A 19,272-nucleotide genomic window follows, 5' to 3' on the forward strand; every position below is an offset into this window, starting at 1 on the left:
CAATCTACCAGTGAAATTAAGCCAATCAGCGAGGAAAATGTAACCGTTTGTCAGAGCGAGGCAATGGCCGCTGTTAGCGCCCCTCCTCCGCCAACTCCGCTAATATTTCGTCCGTATGCTCGCCTAGTCGAGGCGCGGCGCGTTCCAACTTCAACTCACTCTCGGCAAAACTGATGGGAGTGCGAATGGTTGTCATCTCCCCATTCCGTGTTCCGGGAGCAGGAAGCGTCACTGAAGGTCTCGATGGGCAACTTGCGGATCGTTGAAAACATCCTCGACCGAATTGATTGGACCCGCAGGCACACCCTTGCCTTCAAGCTGCACCAGAAGATCATCCCGCTTAAAAGCGGCAATCAAAGGTGCGATTAGGCCAATCAATAGTTCGCGGTTGCCAACACGGGCCTTGTTGGTCGCAAATCGTGGATCGTTCGCAAGCTCCGCAGCACCCAGAACATCACAAAGTTTGGCGAATTGCCCGTCATTGCCGACAGCAATGATCAGATGGCCGTCACTTACCGAAAAAACCTGATAGGGCACGATGTTTGGATGCGCATTTCCCAAGCGTTTGGGTGATTTTCCAGACACAATAAAATTCTGCGCCTGATTGGCCAGAACACCAACTTGGGCATCAAGCAAGGCCATGTCGACATGCTCACCATGCCCGGTTCTATCTCTACGGTGAAGAGCCGACAAAACGCCGATAACGCCATAAAGGCCCGTAAAAATATCGGCGAAAGCCACTCCGATTTTCTGCGGTTCGCCTTGCGGGTCTCCCGTCAGGTCCATGATGCCGCCCATGCCCTGGATCATGAAATCATATCCGGCCCGGTGCGCATAAGGCCCAGACTGACCAAACCCGGTCACAGAACAATAGATCAATTTCGGATTGACGGCCTTGAGGCTCTCGTAATCAAGACCGTATTTCTCCAAACCGCCAACCTTGAAGTTTTCGATCAGGATATCGGACCGAGCAACAAGTTTGCGGACGGTCTCCTGCCCTTCACTGGTTCGAAAGTCGACGGCAATGGACCTTTTCCCGCGGTTGCAGGAATGAAAATAGGCAGCGTCAAGCGGTTCGCCTTCTTCATCTTCAACGAAGGGTGGTCCCCACCCCCGAGTATCATCACCGGAAGGGCTTTCTACCTTGACGACATCAGCCCCAAGATCGGCGAGCGTCTGCCCGATCCATGGCCCCGCCAAGATCCGCGCCAACTCGACGACCTTCACTCCCTCCAGCGGCGCTGTCATCTTCCAAGCTCTCGTTTACGGCTTTCTCTACCGATACCTTTTGATAGATATAATACCGGCCCGGACGAATCCCATCCGGCATCGGAAACTCGTTAAACCCATCAAGCTGAAGGGGCAAGCCGGACAGGACATAGCCGTCAGCTGCAAGATGCTTGTTGATCAATGGAGACAGCCAGCTGGATGTGGCCAAGTCGGTGGTTTGGTCGCCCGACCCCAAATCAGCATGAATAAACGCTGCCTTTGTTTTTATCCGGGGGCCACAGAACGCCAGCGTTTCACGGATCTCACCAAATATCATATGCTCGCTGTCGGGAATGCAGCTTGGATGGCAGGCAAGATCGCGATCAAAAACGTAAATGTCTCGTTCCGGCAATATTTCCCGCAAATGGGAGTAGGTACGTCCATTGCCAAGACCAAGTTCAAGAACACACCCGTCCAAACCGGATATGCGGTCTGCGACAGTTTCAAGAAGTTGTTTTTGCGCTGTCAAACGGCGGATAAAACTGTCGAGACGGCTCATAATTCAAACTCGATTTTGGTTGAAATTGAGCCACTAGATAACCGCCAAGGTTGCCGAGGTCAAAGAAGAATCAAAAATATAAATCATAACCATTGGAAATTCCTATTAATAAACTGACACACTGCACAGGCGGGAGGGCGCTAAGATGCTAGAGGTTAAGACAAATTTGGAGGCGCAGTACGACAACCGTGCCCAAGTGCCGGAACATCCTGCGATTTTTGAGCGCTGGCAGAAATCCGCAGAGGAATTCAGAGAAGATTGCCTCAAACGAGGCCGTGCCATTTTGGACATTCCCTACGGCCCATCAGATCGGCACACATATGATTTCTTCAAAGCGGAAGAAAACACATTGCCTGCCCCTCGCCTGGCCCTGTTTGTCCACGGGGGGTATTGGCGTGCACTGGACAAATCCTACTTTTCCCATCTTGCCCGCTCCCTCACATCCCGCGGTTTTGACGTAGGCGCCATCAACTACCGCCTTTGCCCTACTGTTGCGATCAGCGACGTCATTGACGACGTGAGATCCGTCGCAGAGCACCTGTTCAAGGCATATGGCAAGAAATTGCTTCCTTACGGCCATTCAGCGGGAGGGCATTTGGTCTCTGCACTCATGGCAACCGATTGGGCAGAACGAAGCCTGCCGAGTGACCTGATCACATCAGGCATGATCCTCTCCGGAATCTACGATTTGACACCGCTGCTATCGATCAGCGTCAATCAAGACCTTCATTTAACCGAGCAAAGCGCGCAGGCCGCTTCGACCCGTTTCTGGCCAAATGTTCACATCAAAAATCTGGCTGTTGTTGCAGGCGGAAACGAAAGCCCAGCTTTCATCGGCCAAAGCACTTGTCTCTATGAGGATTGGAAAGAGAAAGCGGAAACCGCCACACTGAATATCGTTGAAGGAGCCAATCACTTCACGATTGTTGATCCGCTGGCTGACCCAAACAGCGAAATGTCGCGAAAACTAGCTGCTTTGGCTGCACTTTGACGATAGGCATTAAACGACCAGTTTCAGGCGTCCGGGTTCAACCCGAACGTCAAATCTGTCGCCTGCCACTGGCTCTCCATCCAGATTGAACTGAATGGGCGTTTCTGCTTCGATGGAAAATTGAGCCCCTTGAGCGTTGATCACCTGATCGCGCAAGGAGGTAAGCCCCTGCTTTACGAGGTGTTCAAGAACTGTGCTTACCTCATCCCGTTTTGGTGAGGGGATGATGGTCAGATCTAATAGGCCGTCGTCAATGCGAGCATCCGGACACAATTCAATCCCTCCACCTGCTTGGCGCCCGTTTCCAATGGCCATGGCCAAGAACTCTCCCTCCCAAGACATGTTCTCGCCGCGGACCTTGGCTTTAAAGCCAACAAGCTCCGAAAAGCGCTGAAGACCGGTGAAAAGATAGGCCGCCCCTCCAATCAGGGACTTCAATTTAGGGTCTGTTTCTACTGTCACCTTAGCGCCGAACCCACCAGTCGCCATGTTCACAAATACCCGGTTATTCAACCTGCCAATATCCACTGGCCGGGCATCCTTGGAGACTGCCGCCTTCGGGCTGGCCAGAATATCCGCCGGGTTCATCCCTGCCCCTCGGGCAAAGTCATTGGCAATCCCTAGGGGCAGAATACCCATGTTGAACGGAACCTCTTCATCCGCACCGAGGTTTTCAATGAGAGCTGCAACAACTTCATTGATGGTCCCGTCACCGCCCGCTGCAACCAGAACATCAATGTCGGATCGATCCTGCAGTGCTTCCCGGATAATCCGTTCAACATCCCCAGCTTCATAAGTGACGCGTACAGAAACCGTGTGGCCTTCTGCCCGAACAGAGCCTATGGCCTGGCGAACATCATCGCGGCTTGCCGATTTCCCATTCAAAACGATCCGAAGGCACAAACCACCCATAGAAAACACCACCAAAATACAAGAAATAGAAAACCACGCTTAGACTGAACAAGTTCAGCCTCGCATGTCTTGGTGGGTCAGTCCACTGCGGGAAACGGTCTCGATTTCCTCCGAACCGGTGCTTGCCGGGGTTTCCATTCGTGTCCAAAGCCCTTATTTGCGTGGGTGAATCGCGAAACGTTGCGCCACGCGCAGCGCCTGAAGGAGAATTTCATGCGCCCGGAAGCACCGGTCACCATCCGATTGGAAGATTATCAGCCCGCGCCCTACCGGATAGAGACGGTTTTTCTGTATTTCCGACTGATGCCAACGGCAACCACCGTTGACGCGCATTTGGTCATCACTCCGGCAATTGGAACACCTGCAGGCACACCACTGGTTCTGGATGGCGATGAACTCGATCTGACAGGCCTACTCCTGAATGACCTGCCCCTTTCCCCTGACGACATTTCCGTCAGCTCTAATCAGCTGGAATTAAAATCGCCTCCCGCCGAGAAGTTTGACCTCAAAATACAGACCCGCATCAATCCGGACGGGAACTCCAAACTGGAGGGCCTGTACCGCTCAAGCGGAACTTACTGCACCCAATGTGAAGCAGAAGGCTTCCGGCGCATAACCTATTTCCTTGATCGCCCAGATGTTTTGGCCGTTTACACAACCCGCGTTGAAGCCCGCAAATCTGAAGCACCAACGCTTCTTGCAAACGGCAATCCGGTCGAAGCAGGTGTTGTTGAAGGCACGGATCGCCATTATGCGATCTGGCACGACCCGCACCCGAAGCCATCTTATTTGTTTGCGCTTGTTGCCGGTGATCTGGCCAAGGTTTCCGACCAGTTCGTCACTCAGTCAGGTCGCAAGGTTGACCTCAACATCTATGTCGAGCACGGCCGCGAAACATCTTGCGACTGGGCAATGGACTCCCTGAAACGCTCCATGAAGTGGGATGAAGATACGTTCGGCCTGGAATATGATCTGGATGTGTTCAACATCGTTGCCGTTTCGGACTTCAACATGGGCGCGATGGAGAACAAGGGCCTCAATATCTTCAACGATAAATATGTGCTGGCTGACCCGAAGACCGCAACAGATCAGGATTATGCAAACATCGAAGCGGTGATCGCACACGAGTATTTTCATAACTGGACCGGCAACCGCATTACATGCCGGGACTGGTTCCAACTGTGCCTGAAAGAAGGTCTGACAGTTTTCCGGGATCAGGAATTTTCTTCAGATATGCGTTCGCGTGCTGTTAAACGCATCAGCGATGTGAAGCTTCTGAAAGCGCATCAATTTCCAGAGGATGCAGGCCCACTCGCCCATCCCGTTCGCCCACGCGAATATCAGGAAATCAATAACTTCTACACTGCCACGGTCTACGAGAAAGGTGCCGAACTCATTCGTGTTCTCACGACACTGTTGGGTGCAGAAGGCTTCAAGAAGGGTCTGAACCTTTACTTCCAACGTCATGACGGCGACGCAACAACCATCGAAGCCTTCCTCGCGTGCTTTGAGAACGCCACCGACAAGGACCTCTCCCGCTTTGCGAAGTGGTATGATCAGGCCGGAACACCTGAAGTCGCCATTGAGACACAATATGATGCGGCAGATGCGAAATTTTCCATCCATCTGTCCCAAAGCATCCGCGAACTTGCCAGCCAACCGGAGGCTGAACCAGTTTCTATTCCCTTGCGCTTTGGCTTGCTGAGCAAAGAAGGGCAGCCCCTTGTCCCATCATCCGCATCTGGCATGATGATCAGCGGCGACATTTTGGTTCTGGACAAAACGGAGGGGACAGTCACGTTCAAGGGGCTATCGGAGGCCCCTGTATTGTCGATCCTGCGGGATTTCTCCAGTCCAGTGCAACTGAAGTTCGACCAAAGCGCTGAAGAACTGCTGTTTCTGGCGAGCCATGACGCCGACCCGTTTAACCGCTGGCAATCGCTCCAGACTTTGGCCATTCGCGAACTCCTGCGCCTGACAAAAGCATCGCGAACCGGCGCGAAGATGGTAGCGGATACTGCGCTGGTGGCAGCCTATGGCCAGGCTTTGGCTTTCGCTGAAAAAGACCCGGCCTTCTGCGCACAAGCGCTGACTTTGCCGAGCGAGCAGGATATCGCCCGCGAGCAAGCGCAAGATGTAGACCCGGACGCCATATTTGCCGCTCGCAAAACCTTGATGCGCGCCGTAGCTGACGCGTATCGGGAGCAATTCGTCGACGTCATGAAGCTGCGGCCAACAGGGGCATTTTCCCCGGAAGCCGAAGCTGCGGGACGCCGCACCATTGCAAACCGCGCGTTAGTCTATTTCGCCCATTCCGGCGCTGACACTGTGGCAAAAACAATTGCAGATAAATTCCGGTCAGCCGACAACATGACGGATGTGATGGCCGCCCTCACCTTGCTGGTAAATCTCAACATGCCAGCACGGTCGGAAGCACTCGGTATATTCCGCGACCAATACAAGACAGCCTCCCTTGCTATGGACAAATGGTTCCAGGTTCAGGCAACCGATCCGAACAATGATTGCCTGGCCAACCTCAAGAGCCTTATGACCGACCCGCTCTATGACGCGGGCAACCCGAACCGCATTCGCGCTTTGGTGCACTCCTTCGCAGCTGGCAACCCAACACAGTTTGCACGAAAGGATGGTCGAGGTTTTGACTTCGTCGCCGACGTTATCACCAAGATTGACAGTCGAAATCCACAAGTGGCTTCACGGCTACTCACAAGTTTCCGATCGTGGCGTTCTCTTGAAGAATCACGCTCTCAAAAGGCAAAACAGGCACTTTTACGTATATCGGACGTCTCTAACCTGTCCCGTGACTGCCGCGAAATCGTGGACAAGACACTAAAATGACCAAGACTACTTACATTCGTTAACAACAAGAGCCAAAACAGCCTGACGCGTTAACCATTTTTTTCTCCACGACATCTGGACAAAACGCGCCCCTTCGATTCAAATGAAAGTGATTCGGGGGCGCGAAGGCCTCGTGTGTTGAACCACCAGAAAGTCGGGAAGCTTCCGATGGCGCGGGCATTTGCCGGCAGCGCGTCCGCGCGACGTGCTGACCAGACTTCAAAATCCGGAAGCGGCAAGCAAACACTTGCTGGACATCTGGAATTGCTGGCAGCACCAGCCTATCGACGGCTTTTGAGGTCTGAAACATTGCTGCGCAGACTTGTTCCCATCCTGTGCCTGATTTTCATCGGAACGCTGGCAAGCTACCGGGCAGCCGAGCTGATGAACGACCATCAGCGTGTGGATGAAACAGTCCGCCACGAATTGGAACTGACCGCCACCATCATCTCAAAACATCTCGCCAGCGCAGAAAAAGACCTCCCAGAACAAGGACAGCAATCCGCCATTCAACGTGTTCTTGCCGAGAGCTTGCCAACCGGCGCGACCAGCGATGGCAGAGTTATTCTGGTAACGGATGAGAACGCTCGCATTATCGCAAGCGCCCCTCTTCGGCCCAACCTAAACGGTCAACCCATCAGCGATATTTTCGGCGCATCCCAACCGCTTACGGTTTTCGGCGCCCGCGCTGGCATCATGGAAGTCGCTCTCGACATTTTCGGAAATGGCGAGATGGAAGATACCTATTCCACCATCCATCACCTTGATGGAGAACTTGGAATGGTCGCTATCATCCAGCCAACTAACAGTGTTTATGCTGAATGGCGGAGCGATGTATCTGCAAACGTAACGTTATTTGTCGGTACAGCATCCATCCTTCTGGTGTTGATTTATGCCTTTTATGCTCAAGCCAATCGGGCGGAACAGGCGGACGAGATTTACGCAGCCACCCGGACCCGGATTGATACAGCCCTTAATCATGGGCGCTGCGGGCTGTTTGACTGGGATTTGTCACGCGGACGCATTTTTTGGTCGTCTTCGCTCTATGAAATGCTGGGGCACAAACCCAAAGACTCCCTATTGAGTTTTGCAGAAGTCGCCGACCTCACCCACCCGGACGATGTTGATCTTTACGAACTCGCGACAGAGCTGCTGGAAGCCGGCGGCGGGATTGTCGACAAAATGTTCCGCATGCGCCACGCAAACGGCTCTTGGGTCTGGCTCCGCGCACGCGGTGAAATTCAAAGTGAACCCGGCCGAAGCGAACCGCACCTAATCGGCATCTGCATCGACGTCACCGAGCAACATCGCCTGGAAGAACAAAGCCGAACAGCCGATCTTCGCCTGCGCGACGCCATTGAGACAATTTCCGAAGCCTTCGTTCTGTGGAACAAGAACAACGAACTGGTCATCTGCAATTCCAACTATCAGGAACTGCACGGTCTACCGACCCATGCCGTTACGCCCGGAACGCCATACAAGGATGTGATGGCCGCTGCCGAAAACACCCAAGTAGCCCCGCAGCCGGTCAAAATCAGCCAACGCGTTGATGCCCCTGAAGGCAGCTACGAAGCCCAGCTGGATGATGGACGCTGGCTACAAATCTCCGAGCGCCGCACCAAGGACGGTGGTTTCGTATCAGTCGGCACTGACATCACCGCGCTGAAACGCCACGAAGAACAGCTAATTGACCGCGAAAAAGAACTGAACGCGACGGTTGATGATCTGACCCGCTCCCGCAAGACCCTTCAATTGCAGGCAAAACAGCTAGAAGAACTTGCCGACAAATACTCTGAAGAGCGGAACCGCGCAGAAAACGCTAACAAAGCGAAATCCGAGTTCCTTGCAAACATCTCACACGAACTCAGAACACCGTTAAACGCGATTATTGGCTTCTCGGACATCATGAACAAAGAGATGTTCGGGCCTCTGGGAACAGAAAAATACTCTGACTATTGTCATGACATTCACAACTCCGGCACATACCTTCTGAATGTGATCAATGACATCCTCGACATGTCCAAGATCGAGGCCGGGCGGATGTCCATCGAGACCGAAGACCTTTCCGCCAAAGAGGCCGCAGAAGATGCAGCTCGGATCATGTCGACCGCCGCGCGTGAAAAGCACATCGACGTCACCTGCACTGTGGAAGATGGCATTCAGGTTCGCGCAGACCGCAGGGCGCTCAAACAAATCCTTCTCAACCTGCTCGCCAATGCCGTAAAGTTCACCCCCGAGCATGGCACGGTCAGCCTCAAGGCTCATCAAGAGAAAAACCGTATATGCTTTGAGATCTCTGATACAGGGATTGGCATTGCAGACAAGGACATTGCGCGTCTCGCCCAACCTTTCGTTCAAGTCGAAAACCAGTTCACGAAAACACACCAAGGCTCTGGACTTGGCTTGGCCATCGCAAGGTCGTTGATTGAAATCCACGGTGGTAAGCTGGAAATCTCCTCCGAGCTTGGAGAAGGGACACACGTTCGCTTCCTGTTGCCTTCCAGCGACCCAAGCGCGGAAGTTCAGCCGGAACTGCTCTAACTGATCCAGCACATTTGAAACGCCTACTTGGCCTCTACGACCGCGACCTCGCCAACAATTCTCTCGAACGCTGCTCGAACTGATGTTTGCGTCTCCGCAAGGTCCAGCTCCAGCCGTTGGAAGTCAGGCGCACCGCCAGCCTTGATCAACAAATCCAGTACGCCGCGCGGCGCTTCGCCAGCCACAAACTTCCCGGAAAGGACCATCCGCAAAACCTGCGTGAGCCTCTGATAAAGCAAGAGCGCGTTGTTCAGAAGATCCGCATCATCAGGTGCAAGAACATTGGCCACTCTGAGCTTTGACAGAGCCTGTTCGGTTCCTTGGGCGAAGATATCTGCGTCATCTGTTGCATGCGCCAGCTGCAGAAACTGGGCGATGAACTCGATATCAACCAGCCCCCCTGCGACCTGTTTCAGTTCCCAGATGTCCTTTGTGCCCTTTTCCTTCTCGATCCGTGCTCGCATGGTCCGCACATCATCGGCAAGCTTTGTCCGCTCTCGCGTTTGGGCCAGCGTTTCTGAGAGGTGTGCATTGATCTTCGCCTTGAAAGCGTCTGATGTGGACGCAATTACGCGGGCCCGCGTCAAAGCCATGTGCTCCCATGTCCAAGCCTCGGATTTTTGATAGGCGACGAACCCGTTCAGATGAGTGGCCAATGGCCCGGCATTGCCGGATGGACGGAGGCGGAAGTCGACCTCATAAAGGCTGCCTTCAGCAGTTGGGGCGGACAGCGCAGTGACAAGCCTTTGAGTGAGACGCGTATAATATTGGCTCACGGCCATCGGACGCTGCCCATCCGACTGGGTTGCCCCTTCCGGCGGCTCATAAAGCAGAATGAGATCAAGGTCGGACGAGGCCGTCATTTCTCGCCCGCCAAGTTTGCCCATGGCGAGCACTGCGATTTCTCCACCTTCGATCCGGCCATGTGTCTCCGCAACATGATCGATCACGCGCGGTAGAAGGCGATCAACGACCACCTCGGCCAAACGGGCCATGGCAAAGCCAACCTTATCCGCCGATAAAGTGTCAGAGAGAAGCCGGAGGCCGATCAGAAACTGCTGCTCCTGAGCAAAGATGCGCGCGCGATCCAGCGCCTCTTCATAAAACCGCGCTTGGGCCAGTGTGCGGTCCAGACCGACACGAAACTCGTCGACGCTCGGCATGGCCCCGAAAAAGGCTGGATCAAGCACACTATCAAGAACATGAACCCGGCGAGACACCGTTTCAGCCAGTCGCGGGGCCGCCCCCATGACGGTTGCCAACAGATGCAAGAGTTGCGGATTGGAGCGCAGCAAGGCAAACAGCTGCACCCCAGCGGGCAGTTTGGTCAGGAAATTATCAAACGCCCTAAGGGCAACATCTGCATTGTCCGTATCCGCCAGAGCCTTGATCAAGACAGGATGCAGCTCCGTCAAGCGCTCCCGCGCCTTGGTGGAACGAACTGCCGGATATCGTCCAAAATGCCATGACTTGACGATGCTCGCCGCGTCAGCTGGTTGCTTGAAACCAAGTCGTGACAAGGTCTCCAGCGTATCTGGATCATGATCATCACCGGTGAAAACAAGATTGCCCAACTCGGACGACAAGGCCGGTTCATCCTCAAAGAGATCGGCGTAATGCCCCTGAACCGTCTGCAATTGCTTCAGAAATGCGGCTTCGAACCCCTCAAGGGTGTCAAACCCCATCAGCCAGGCAATGCGGTTCAACCCCTCCCCTTCCTTGGGCAAAAGCTGGGTCTGCTCGTCATTCAGCATCTGGATACGGTGTTCAACCGCACGCAAGAAGATATAGGCCTCGGTTAGCTCGTCGCGCGCGTCATCCTTGATCCAGTTCGCTTCCGTGAGCTTGGCGAGCATGTCGAGTGTTCGACGTCCGCGCAGGTCAGGGTTCCGCCCACCGGCAATCAGCTGCTGGGTCTGCACAAAGAACTCCACCTCACGGATGCCCCCACGGCCCAATTTGACATTGTGACCTGCAACGGCAATCGCCCCGTGGCCTTTGTGGAGGTGGATTTGCCGCTTGATCGACTGCACATCGGCAATCGCCGCGAAATCCAGATACTTGCGCCACACGAAGGGAACAATCTCTCGCAGGAAATCTGCTCCCGCTTCAAGATCAGCTGCGCAGGGACGGGCTTTGATTAAGGCTGCACGTTCCCAGTTTTGGCCCAGCGCTTCATAATAGGAAAGCGCTGCCGGAACGGACATGGCCAGCGGTGTTGCGCCGGGGTCCGGGCGCAGTCTCAAATCGGTGCGAAACACATAGCCGTCCGCTGTCCGATCCTGCATGATTTTGACCAAGCGCCGGGTCAAACGCACGAATTCCACTGGAGCCTCAGCGGATCCTGCCATGGGCGCTTTTTGCGGATCATAAAGAATGATCAGATCAATATCGGAAGAGTAATTCAGCTCCAGCGCGCCATGCTTGCCCATTGCGAGCACAACAAGTCCTGAATCCTTGCCCGGATTATCTGGATCAACAGGCGCAAACTTACCCTTGTTGCTCAGGTCAGTGAGGCAAAAGCGGATCGCTGCATCAAGCGACGCGTCGGCGAACAGTGACAGCCCGGCTGTCACACCATCAAGGTGGATCGCCCCGCCAATATCCGCAAGCCCGAGGGTCAAAGCAAGATCCTGCTTCAAGAGACGCAGGTCTCGCATAATATCCGCCTCGGTCTCTGCTCGCAGCGCCTTCGTCCGCTCCAGGATTTCCTCGATGCGCGTTTCCGGGCTTGAGGTTAAAATCGCATTCAGACGGCCGACATCAGAAACCGCCAACTCCCGCAAATATGGAGAGTTGCCGATCACGCCGAGCAAAAAATCAGAGACGTTTGACTTGCCGCCTAAAAGGTCGACGAGACCGGCAGCTTCACGGTCTTCTGACGCCAGCTTGACGACATCATCCAGAAACAACTGGGCATGGTCCCGGTCTTTGCATCGCGGCACCGTGACGAGGCGTTCAAACAAGGAGCCCACATCAGAGTGTTTTGTTCCTGCTGCGGCTGCTTGTCCTGTCATGTCGCCTAATCCTTGCTGGCCGTCCCAATTGGAAGATCAATAGATGCTTTTAAACCGGGTTGCGCATCGTGCAAGGTCAGTTGTCCGCCGTGAAGGCCTGCAACGGCGTGAACAAGGCTCAGACCGAGGCCATAGCCCGGTTCCGTTCGGCTTTCCTCGAGACGGACAAATCGGCCTCTTACCCGCTCCCGTTGATCGGATGGAATGCCCGTTCCGTGATCGCGAACAGACAGAACAATCCGGTCAGCCACTTTCTCTGCCATGACTTCAATTTTGACAGCGCCAGTATCGTTCCGGCCATATTTCATCGCATTTTCAATAAGATTGACCAGAACCTGAGAGATCAGATCACTGTTGCCCTTCACCCACAATTGCGGGGCCGTGGCAACTGTCAGTGTGCCGCCCTCATCATCCACCACGGGTTCGTAGAGTTCAGCAATCTTGTCAACAACATCGGACAGGTCCACGTCATCCATGCCAGCTTCCGGGGTCATCGCCTCAATTCGGGCAATGCGAAGCAGTGCGTCGAAAATCCGGATCAGATTTTCAGAATCTTCGAGTGTTGCCTCCAAGGCTTCTCTGTAAGCCTCTTCGCTACCCGCATCACGCAAGGCCGTCTCCACCCGCCCTCGCAAGCGCGTCAGCGGGGTTTTCAGGTCATGAGCGATGTTGTCGGTCACATCTTTCATGCCGCGCATAAGCAGTTCAATACGCTCCAGCATGTCATTGAGATTGACGGCCAGACGATCAAACTCGTCATTGTTGCCTTCAACCGGCAAGCGGCGGGACAAGTCGCCATGCATGATGGTTTTGCTGGTGGCCGAAATCCCGTCAATGCGTTTCATGATCCGTCGGTTGACAAAGAACCATGTGATAACCGCCATCAAGACAACCGCACCAATCCAGACCCGGCGCGCTTCTTCAAGGATATGAACAAAATGCCGCCGTTCACCCAGATCACGTCCGACCAGAAGACGGTAGCCACCGCGCAGGTCAAAGGTTCGTATCAAGGCTTCGCGGCGGATTTCCTCGCCATCAATGTTCCGGCGGGCATATTCCACCCGGCGCACATCTGCTGAACTTTCCTCCAGCACGATCCGCGGCATGCGGGCAATGTTGCCTGCGATGATATTGCCAGCAAAATCCGTCAGCAAATAAAGGCTGGCATCCGGCCGGCGAGCACGGCTGTCGATCGCTGCCACAAGTGCCCGCACGCCGCCGCGCGCATATTCTTCCGGCAAACCCGTAATCTCCGCGTCCAGCGTCTGCGTGACCTGCGTCAGCATCAACTGGTTGGTGTTCCGAGAAATGTAAATCAGCATGAAAGCTGACAAGGCCGTAAAGACGGCCAGATACACAAGCGCCAGTTTGAAGGCTGTGGTGCGGGCGATCCTAGCGAGTCTGTTCACGGATCGAATACCCGGCACCGCGAATGGTCTGAAGCAAGGGTTTGTCAAAATCCTTGTCGATCTTTGCCCTCAAACGGGAAATATGCACGTCAATCACATTGGTCTGCGGGTCAAAGTGATATTCCCAGACGTTCTCCAAAAGCATGGTTCGGGTCACCACCTGCCCGGCATGCTGCATGAGGTATTCCAGCAAACGGAACTCGCGAGGCTGCAAGGGAATTTCCACATCGCCGCGCCGACAGGAATGCGCCAACCGGTCGAGAACAAGATCTCCCACCTGATAGGTTGTTTCCAGATCACCAGATGCTTTCGGGCGACGGGCCAGTGCCTCTACCCGCGCCTGAAGCTCGGTAAAGGCGTAAGGCTTTGGCAGATAATCATCGCCGCCGGCTTTCAAGCCCTTCACCCGGTCATCCACTTGCCCAAGTGCCGACAAGATCAACACTGGCGTGTGGTCTCCCGCACTGCGAAGGCTTTCAATCACCGACAAACCATCGCGCTTGGGAAGCATGCGATCTACGATCAAAACATCATAACTGCCCGCCATGGCCTGCTCGAGACCGGCTTCCCCATCTTCGGCACGATCTGCGCTGTGGCCAAGCTCATCGAGGCCCTTTGCCAAATAAGCGGCGGCTTCGGCGTCATCTTCAATGATCAACAATTTCAACATACGTGACGGTTCCAGTCGTGAGTCGCTTCAAAAAGCATAAACAATTAAAACGAGCAGCGGCGACCATTTTACCGGTCGCCGCCACCAGCCGCAACAAGGAGAGTTAGGGGCAGAGGGGCTTCCCCTTGTCGGGCAATCTCGTCGTCAGGCCGCGTTCATCGGCAAGGCAACAAAGCGGGTGTTCTGATTGCTCTCCACCCGGAAGAGAACAGCCTTGCGACCTTCGTTCTCCGCCTTGGAGAGGGCTTCAACCACATCGGCTGGTGATTTCACCGGTGTCCCGGCAACTTCCAGAATACGATCACCGCGACGAAGGCGTTTTTCTGCAGCAGGACCACCGGCTTTTACGTCAGAAACGATCACACCTTCGCTCTTTTCGCCGGACGGGTCAGTTGCAGACAGGACAAGGCCGAGATCTTCCAGCGTTGTTTCGGTCGGAGTGACTTTCACGGCCGCCGCCACAGAGGCTGGTTCCTTCAAGCTGCCGAGTTTGACGGCGACGTCCTGCTCACGGCCATCACGCCAGACCGTAATGTCGACCAAGGTGTCAGGATCAAAACCTGCGATGACTTTCGACAAATCGCGTGGGCCTTTGATCTCATTGCCTTCGACGGCAAGGATAGTATCCCCGGAGCGAAGGCCTGCCGCTTCAGCTGGGCTATCCGGCTGCACTTCAGAAACAATCGCACCTCGGGCTTCGTCAAGATCAAGGCTCTCGGCGATATCTTCGCTCACGCCCTGAATTTGAACGCCAAGCCAGCCACGTGTGACCTTGCCACCATCCTGTAAGTCCATCAGGACATCTGTTGCCGTGGACGCTGGAATAGCAAAGGCGATACCCACATTGCCTCCGGACGGAGAGAAAATTGCCGCATTCACGCCAATGACTTCACCGTTCATGTTAAAGGCCGGTCCACCCGAGTTCCCCCGGTTTACAGGCGCGTCAATCTGAATGAAGTCATCGTAGGGGCCTGCTCCGATATCACGTCCGCGAGCCGATACAATCCCGGCTGTAACCGAGCCACCAAGACCGAAAGGATTGCCAATCGCCACGACCCATTCTCCAACATGCGGAGCGTCATCAGCGAATTTCACATAGGTGAACTCTTCATCCGTATCGATCTTCAGGAGGGCCAAGTCGGTCCGCGCATCCGCACCAATCAATCGTGCCTCATATTCCTTGCCGTCGTGACCGATGACCGTGAACTCGGTGCCTTTATCGATGACATGGTGGTTTGTCACCACATACCCGTCATCAGAAATGAAGAAGCCGGAACCTTGCGACAATCCGTATGGGCGTGGCTGACGCTCGCGCGGCTTTCATCACCTCGGCCACCAAACTCGCGGAAAAACGCTGAAGTGGATGATCTTTTGGCACATCGCCAAAGAAATCACCAAAACCGCCCTGCCCGTCAAAATTCATCATGCGAGGTGTCGCTGCCTGTTTGACCCGAACGCTGACAACTGCAGGCTGAACAGCCTTCACAACATCAGAAAAATCTGCAGGCGCGTTCCGCTCAACGCGAACCGGATCAGCAAGAGCCAGCTGGTTTGGCACAACGGTTTGAACCGTCATCAGGCCTGCAGCGCCCAAGGCCATGACACCCGCCAGCAAGCGGGTGCGGCGTGACATCCAGATGGAACGGTTGGTCGGCAGATCTTGGCTATTGTGCATGGTATCCTATCCTCAAGTGACTGCTTGGAGCTGAGATCATTCGCGGGGAGAGCGATGTCTCGTGTCACTTTCAAAGATAGGAACGCCAACCTTACAGCCGCCTGTCGCTGAGATTAAGGATCGGTAAGGTTGGGACGTTTTCAGCTTTTCCCGAAGAAAACCGGGGCATTGCCGGCTTCCCATTTGTCGAATTTTGGCATCATGGCCGAAAATTCATATAATTTTTCGAACCGAACAAGCCATGTAATCAGGTGTTCCCATGGCTCCGATTCGAACCAATCCCGCCCGGAATTGGCAAACTGTCGTACGAAGGGAAGGATCGCGTAATCGGCAAGGCTGGCTCTGGCACCAAAAAGCCAACCAGAGCTGGACAATTGCGCATCAAGTTTGCGCAGGAACCGGGAAGCCCCTTCCCGCTCCTCCAGCTTATTTGCCCCTTCATAACGGGTATCATACTTGTAGCGGTCGAGATGCCGCTTAAATGGGCCATCGTTTTCCGCAATAAGCTCCATCATTGCTGTGCGGCTCCCCTCTTCTGGCTCCAGCCATTTGTTTGGGTCATTTTGCTCAAGCGCCCAGACCATGATGTCGAGGCTTTCATCAATAACGGTTCCATCCGACAGCACCAGACACGGCACTGTCGTAGAGGGCGAGACAGCCAAAAACTCGGGAGCCTTGTCCTTCAAAACGATTTCCCGCAGTTCCACGACCGGGCCGCAGGCCAGAAGCGCCAATCGGGCACGCATGGCATAGGGACAACGGCGGAAGGAATAGAGGATTGGTGTATCGGTCATGGCACAGCAAAGGTTGGTGTTAGAGTATGTAGACGAATTGGAGATGCATTTCGCCGCTCGCCTGAGACATACTCAACACAGTATTCACTTAAAGCTAAAGCGAGATTGCCCAGATGGTCAAAGGTCGATGCGATTGCGGTCAGGTTTCATTCGAGATCGATACCGTTCGTGACACAGTCACAGTGTGTCATTGCAGCAAGTGCCGCCGATTAAGCGGGCATGTCTGGGCCAGCACTCACGGGCAGTTTGAGAAATTGAAGTTCACCAACTCGGCCGGGCTGAAGTGGTACATTTCATCCGACTTCGCAAAGCGTGGCTTTTGCCAAGACTGTGGGGCAAATCTCTTCTATCGCCAAAACGATGAGGCCGGGATCGGCATTGCGGCCGGGTGCCTCGACGCGCCCACAGGTCTCAAGCTGGGAAAACACATCTTTGTCAAGGACAAGGGAGACTATTACCTCATCCCTGACGAAGAAATACAGATCGAGCGTTATTAGAGCAGGTCAACCAAGCCTCATGGCTTTTCTTTGGTCACGACGGCCGAGCCAGCTTCCAGGGTTTTGTGAACCGGGCACTTGTCCGCGATCTCCAGAATGCGGGCGCGTGTCTCCGCATCCACATCACCGTCATAGGAGATCAGACGTTCAAACCGGTCGATCCGTCCACCTTTTTCCTTGGCTTCGTCCGAGCACTCATCGCAATCGCTCGCATGTACCTTTGCATGCAGCACCGTTGTTGAAATGTTGCTGATCGGCAGGTTCTTGCGATCCGCGTAAAGCCGAAGCGTCATGGTAGTACAGGCGCCAAGGGCCGTGGACAGGAAGTCGTAAGGGGTTGGTCCGCTGTCAAAGCCGCCATAGCTCACCGGCTCATCGGCGATTAAGCGATGACTGCCAACAGCGACGGTTGATTGGAATTTGCCGAGGCCGGTTTCGCGGACTTCCACGCCCTCCAGACCTTCAGGAGGCTGTTCACTCAAGGTCGACGTTTCAACATCGAGATAACCGCTGGCCCAGGATGCAATCACGCGTGCAGCATAAGCAGCATCTTCCTCACGGCTCAACAGGTGATCAGCCTTATCAAGCGAGACAAAGCTCTTCGGGTGTTTGGCGGCCATAAAAATGTTCGACGCGTTTTCAATACCAACTGTTGTGTCCAGCGGCGCGTGCAAAACAAGCAAGGCTTTGCCAAGAGCGCTCACACGATCACGCACCCTTTGTGTCTCAAGGTCGTCAACGAACTCACGGCGGATCGTGAACGGACGGCCGGCAAGGCTGACTTCACTGACGCCTTTCTCGCGGATCTCATCCAGCTTGGCACCGAAATTGTGAACCACATGATCTGCATCAGACGGCGCACCGATTGTTGCAACGGCCCGCACTTCGGGAATATCACCAGCAGCGGCCAGAACTGCAGCCCCACCGAGCGAATGGCCGATCAAGAGCTGCGGACCCTCGAAGTTATCACGCAGATATTGAACAGCCTTGTTCAGGTCTTCGACGTTGGACGAAAAATCGGTTGATGAAAAGTCGCCGCCGCTGCCACCGAGGCCGGTAAAATCAAACCGCAAAACGGCGATGCCTTCAGCGCTTAATGCGCCCGCAATATGCCGTGCAGCAGCGATGTCTTTCGAGCAGGTAAAACAATGTGCAAACAGCGCATAAGCTCGGACCTGCCCCGCGGGCATATCCAGCCGAGCCGCCAGTTTCGCGCCCCGAGCGCCGTCAAATTCCACCTTGATTGGACGTTGTGCCATTGTTGCTTCTCCCAGCCGTATTTCTCTTTTCTTCGAAAGACATAGGTGAAGCCATCAGGCATGCAAATCACGAGAATGTTTACTCTGCGTGAATTCAATCACCCTTTGAGTTTAACAACGCCTCAAGGCGCTTCTTTTCCTCGTCGCTCAGGCGAGGTGCCGCAACCGGATCCACGGTCATCATTTTGCGGCGGCGGATTGCCATTGCGATCCCAATCACGCCCGCGATCAGCGCGATTGGAGCCGCCGCCCACAAAATCAGTGTGTGGGTTCCAAGGCGCGGCTTGAGAAGCACAAACTCCCCGTAGCGGTCCACGAGGTAGTCAATAACCTCATCGTCGCTGTCGCCTGCGACAAGGCGCTCGCGCACCAATACCCGCAGATCTTTTGCCAGTGGCGCATCGCTGTCATCGATTGATTGGTTTTGACACACCATGCAGCGCAGATTGGCCGACAAACCACGCGCCCGCTCTTCCAGCACCGGATCATCGAGGATCTCATCCGGGGCAATTGCAAAGGCAGGAGCAAAGCTCACCAGAAAAGCCAGACAAAAAGCGCTTAGAAGCCGCATATTCTCACTCCGCCGGTGTTGCATTGGGAACAGGCCCGCGTTTCGCAGCCGGTTTCGGGGCTCCGACTCGCAACCGACGATCAGCCATGGAGAAGACTGCGCCTAGCGCCATGAACAGTGTTCCAATCCAGATCAGGGTAATCAGCGGCTTGTAGTAGACCCGCACATCAATCGACGTGCCTTCGCGCGGCTCGCCAAGGGACAGATAGATCTGGGAGAAGCCGATCGTGTAGATGCCAGCTTCTGTCGTCGGCATCTGACGGGCTGTGTAAAGCCGCTTGGACGGCTCCAGTTCCGTGACAACAACACCGC

The 19,272-nt window shown here is 54.6% G+C and carries 15 protein-coding genes and 1 pseudogene; 4 read left to right on the forward strand and 12 right to left on the reverse strand.

The window, feature by feature from the left end; translation table 11 throughout:
- Positions 1-73 precede the first annotated feature (73 nt).
- Both TRICHSKD4_RS18335 and TRICHSKD4_RS18340 read right to left on the reverse strand, forming a co-directional pair.
- Positions 74-1,248 (reverse strand): annotated as a pseudogene (locus TRICHSKD4_RS18335) (CaiB/BaiF CoA transferase family protein).
- The gene (locus TRICHSKD4_RS18340) at positions 1,154-1,768 is read right to left on the reverse strand and encodes a class I SAM-dependent methyltransferase (protein WP_009468404.1); all 615 of its coding nucleotides are present in this window, start codon (positions 1,766-1,768) and stop codon (positions 1,154-1,156) included. Before TRICHSKD4_RS18340 ends, TRICHSKD4_RS18335 begins: the two are co-directional and overlap by 95 nt.
- Before the next feature lie 145 nt (positions 1,769-1,913).
- Between TRICHSKD4_RS18340 and TRICHSKD4_RS18345 the strand changes: the two genes are divergently transcribed.
- Positions 1,914-2,759, forward strand: a complete 846-nt coding sequence (locus TRICHSKD4_RS18345; RefSeq protein ID WP_009468405.1) for an alpha/beta hydrolase — start codon at positions 1,914-1,916, stop codon at positions 2,757-2,759.
- Between the two features lie 9 nt (positions 2,760-2,768).
- Here the strand turns inward: TRICHSKD4_RS18345 and yegS are convergent, their stop codons facing one another.
- The gene (yegS, locus tag TRICHSKD4_RS18350; RefSeq protein ID WP_009468406.1) at positions 2,769-3,671 is read right to left on the reverse strand and encodes a lipid kinase YegS; all 903 of its coding nucleotides are present in this window, start codon (positions 3,669-3,671) and stop codon (positions 2,769-2,771) included.
- A 213-nt stretch (positions 3,672-3,884) separates the two neighbouring features.
- Between yegS and pepN the strand changes: the two genes are divergently transcribed.
- Positions 3,885-6,527, forward strand: a complete 2,643-nt coding sequence (gene pepN, locus TRICHSKD4_RS18355; protein WP_009468407.1) for an aminopeptidase N — start codon at positions 3,885-3,887, stop codon at positions 6,525-6,527.
- Between the two features lie 168 nt (positions 6,528-6,695).
- On the forward strand, positions 6,696-9,068 hold the full coding sequence (locus tag TRICHSKD4_RS18360; protein WP_009468408.1) for a PAS domain-containing sensor histidine kinase: 2,373 nt from the start codon (positions 6,696-6,698) through the stop codon (positions 9,066-9,068).
- Positions 9,069-9,091: 23 nt separating this feature from the next.
- Here TRICHSKD4_RS18360 and TRICHSKD4_RS18365 read toward each other — a convergent pair whose 3' ends face one another.
- From TRICHSKD4_RS18365 to TRICHSKD4_RS18390, 6 genes are all read right to left on the reverse strand, one after another.
- Complete coding sequence (locus TRICHSKD4_RS18365) at positions 9,092-12,085, reverse strand: bifunctional [glutamine synthetase] adenylyltransferase/[glutamine synthetase]-adenylyl-L-tyrosine phosphorylase (RefSeq protein ID WP_009468409.1); 2,994 nt, start codon at positions 12,083-12,085, stop codon at positions 9,092-9,094.
- Positions 12,086-12,090: 5 nt separating this feature from the next.
- Entirely contained in the window at positions 12,091-13,494 is a 1,404-nt protein-coding gene (locus tag TRICHSKD4_RS18370) for a HAMP domain-containing sensor histidine kinase (RefSeq protein ID WP_139052200.1), read from the reverse strand.
- Positions 13,478-14,164, reverse strand: coding sequence for a response regulator transcription factor (locus TRICHSKD4_RS18375; protein ID WP_009468411.1), 687 nt, complete (start codon positions 14,162-14,164; stop codon positions 13,478-13,480). Before TRICHSKD4_RS18375 ends, TRICHSKD4_RS18370 begins: the two co-directional genes overlap by 17 nt.
- Positions 14,165-14,308: 144 nt before the next feature.
- On the reverse strand, positions 14,309-15,451 hold the full coding sequence (locus TRICHSKD4_RS18380) for a Do family serine endopeptidase (RefSeq protein ID WP_009468412.1): 1,143 nt from the start codon (positions 15,449-15,451) through the stop codon (positions 14,309-14,311).
- The gene (locus TRICHSKD4_RS31750; RefSeq protein ID WP_040617097.1) at positions 15,420-15,839 is read right to left on the reverse strand and encodes a hypothetical protein; all 420 of its coding nucleotides are present in this window, start codon (positions 15,837-15,839) and stop codon (positions 15,420-15,422) included. The genes TRICHSKD4_RS18380 and TRICHSKD4_RS31750 overlap by 32 nt, the downstream gene beginning before the upstream one ends.
- Positions 15,840-15,979: 140 nt before the next feature.
- Entirely contained in the window at positions 15,980-16,633 is a 654-nt protein-coding gene (locus TRICHSKD4_RS18390) for a glutathione S-transferase (protein ID WP_009468413.1), read from the reverse strand.
- Between the two features lie 113 nt (positions 16,634-16,746).
- Here TRICHSKD4_RS18390 and TRICHSKD4_RS18395 point away from each other — a divergent pair, with 113 nt between their 5' ends.
- Positions 16,747-17,130 (forward strand): GFA family protein, encoded by a 384-nt coding sequence (locus tag TRICHSKD4_RS18395; protein WP_009468414.1) that lies wholly within the window; start codon positions 16,747-16,749, stop codon positions 17,128-17,130.
- Positions 17,131-17,147: 17 nt separating this feature from the next.
- On the opposite strand, the gene TRICHSKD4_RS18400 is transcribed toward TRICHSKD4_RS18395, so the two are convergent.
- The 3 genes from TRICHSKD4_RS18400 to TRICHSKD4_RS29545 all read right to left on the reverse strand — a co-directional run.
- The gene (locus TRICHSKD4_RS18400) at positions 17,148-18,389 is read right to left on the reverse strand and encodes a bifunctional alpha/beta hydrolase/OsmC family protein (RefSeq protein WP_009468415.1); all 1,242 of its coding nucleotides are present in this window, start codon (positions 18,387-18,389) and stop codon (positions 17,148-17,150) included.
- Between the two features lie 94 nt (positions 18,390-18,483).
- Entirely contained in the window at positions 18,484-18,960 is a 477-nt protein-coding gene (locus tag TRICHSKD4_RS18405; protein WP_009468416.1) for a cytochrome c-type biogenesis protein, read from the reverse strand.
- A 4-nt stretch (positions 18,961-18,964) separates the two neighbouring features.
- Positions 18,965-19,272 (reverse strand): cytochrome c-type biogenesis CcmF C-terminal domain-containing protein (locus tag TRICHSKD4_RS29545; RefSeq protein ID WP_040617098.1); only part of this gene is annotated, 308 nt, incomplete at its 5' end.

Source organism: Roseibium sp. TrichSKD4 (assembly GCF_000148725.1).
Taxonomy (GTDB): Bacteria; Pseudomonadota; Alphaproteobacteria; order Rhizobiales; family Stappiaceae; genus Roseibium.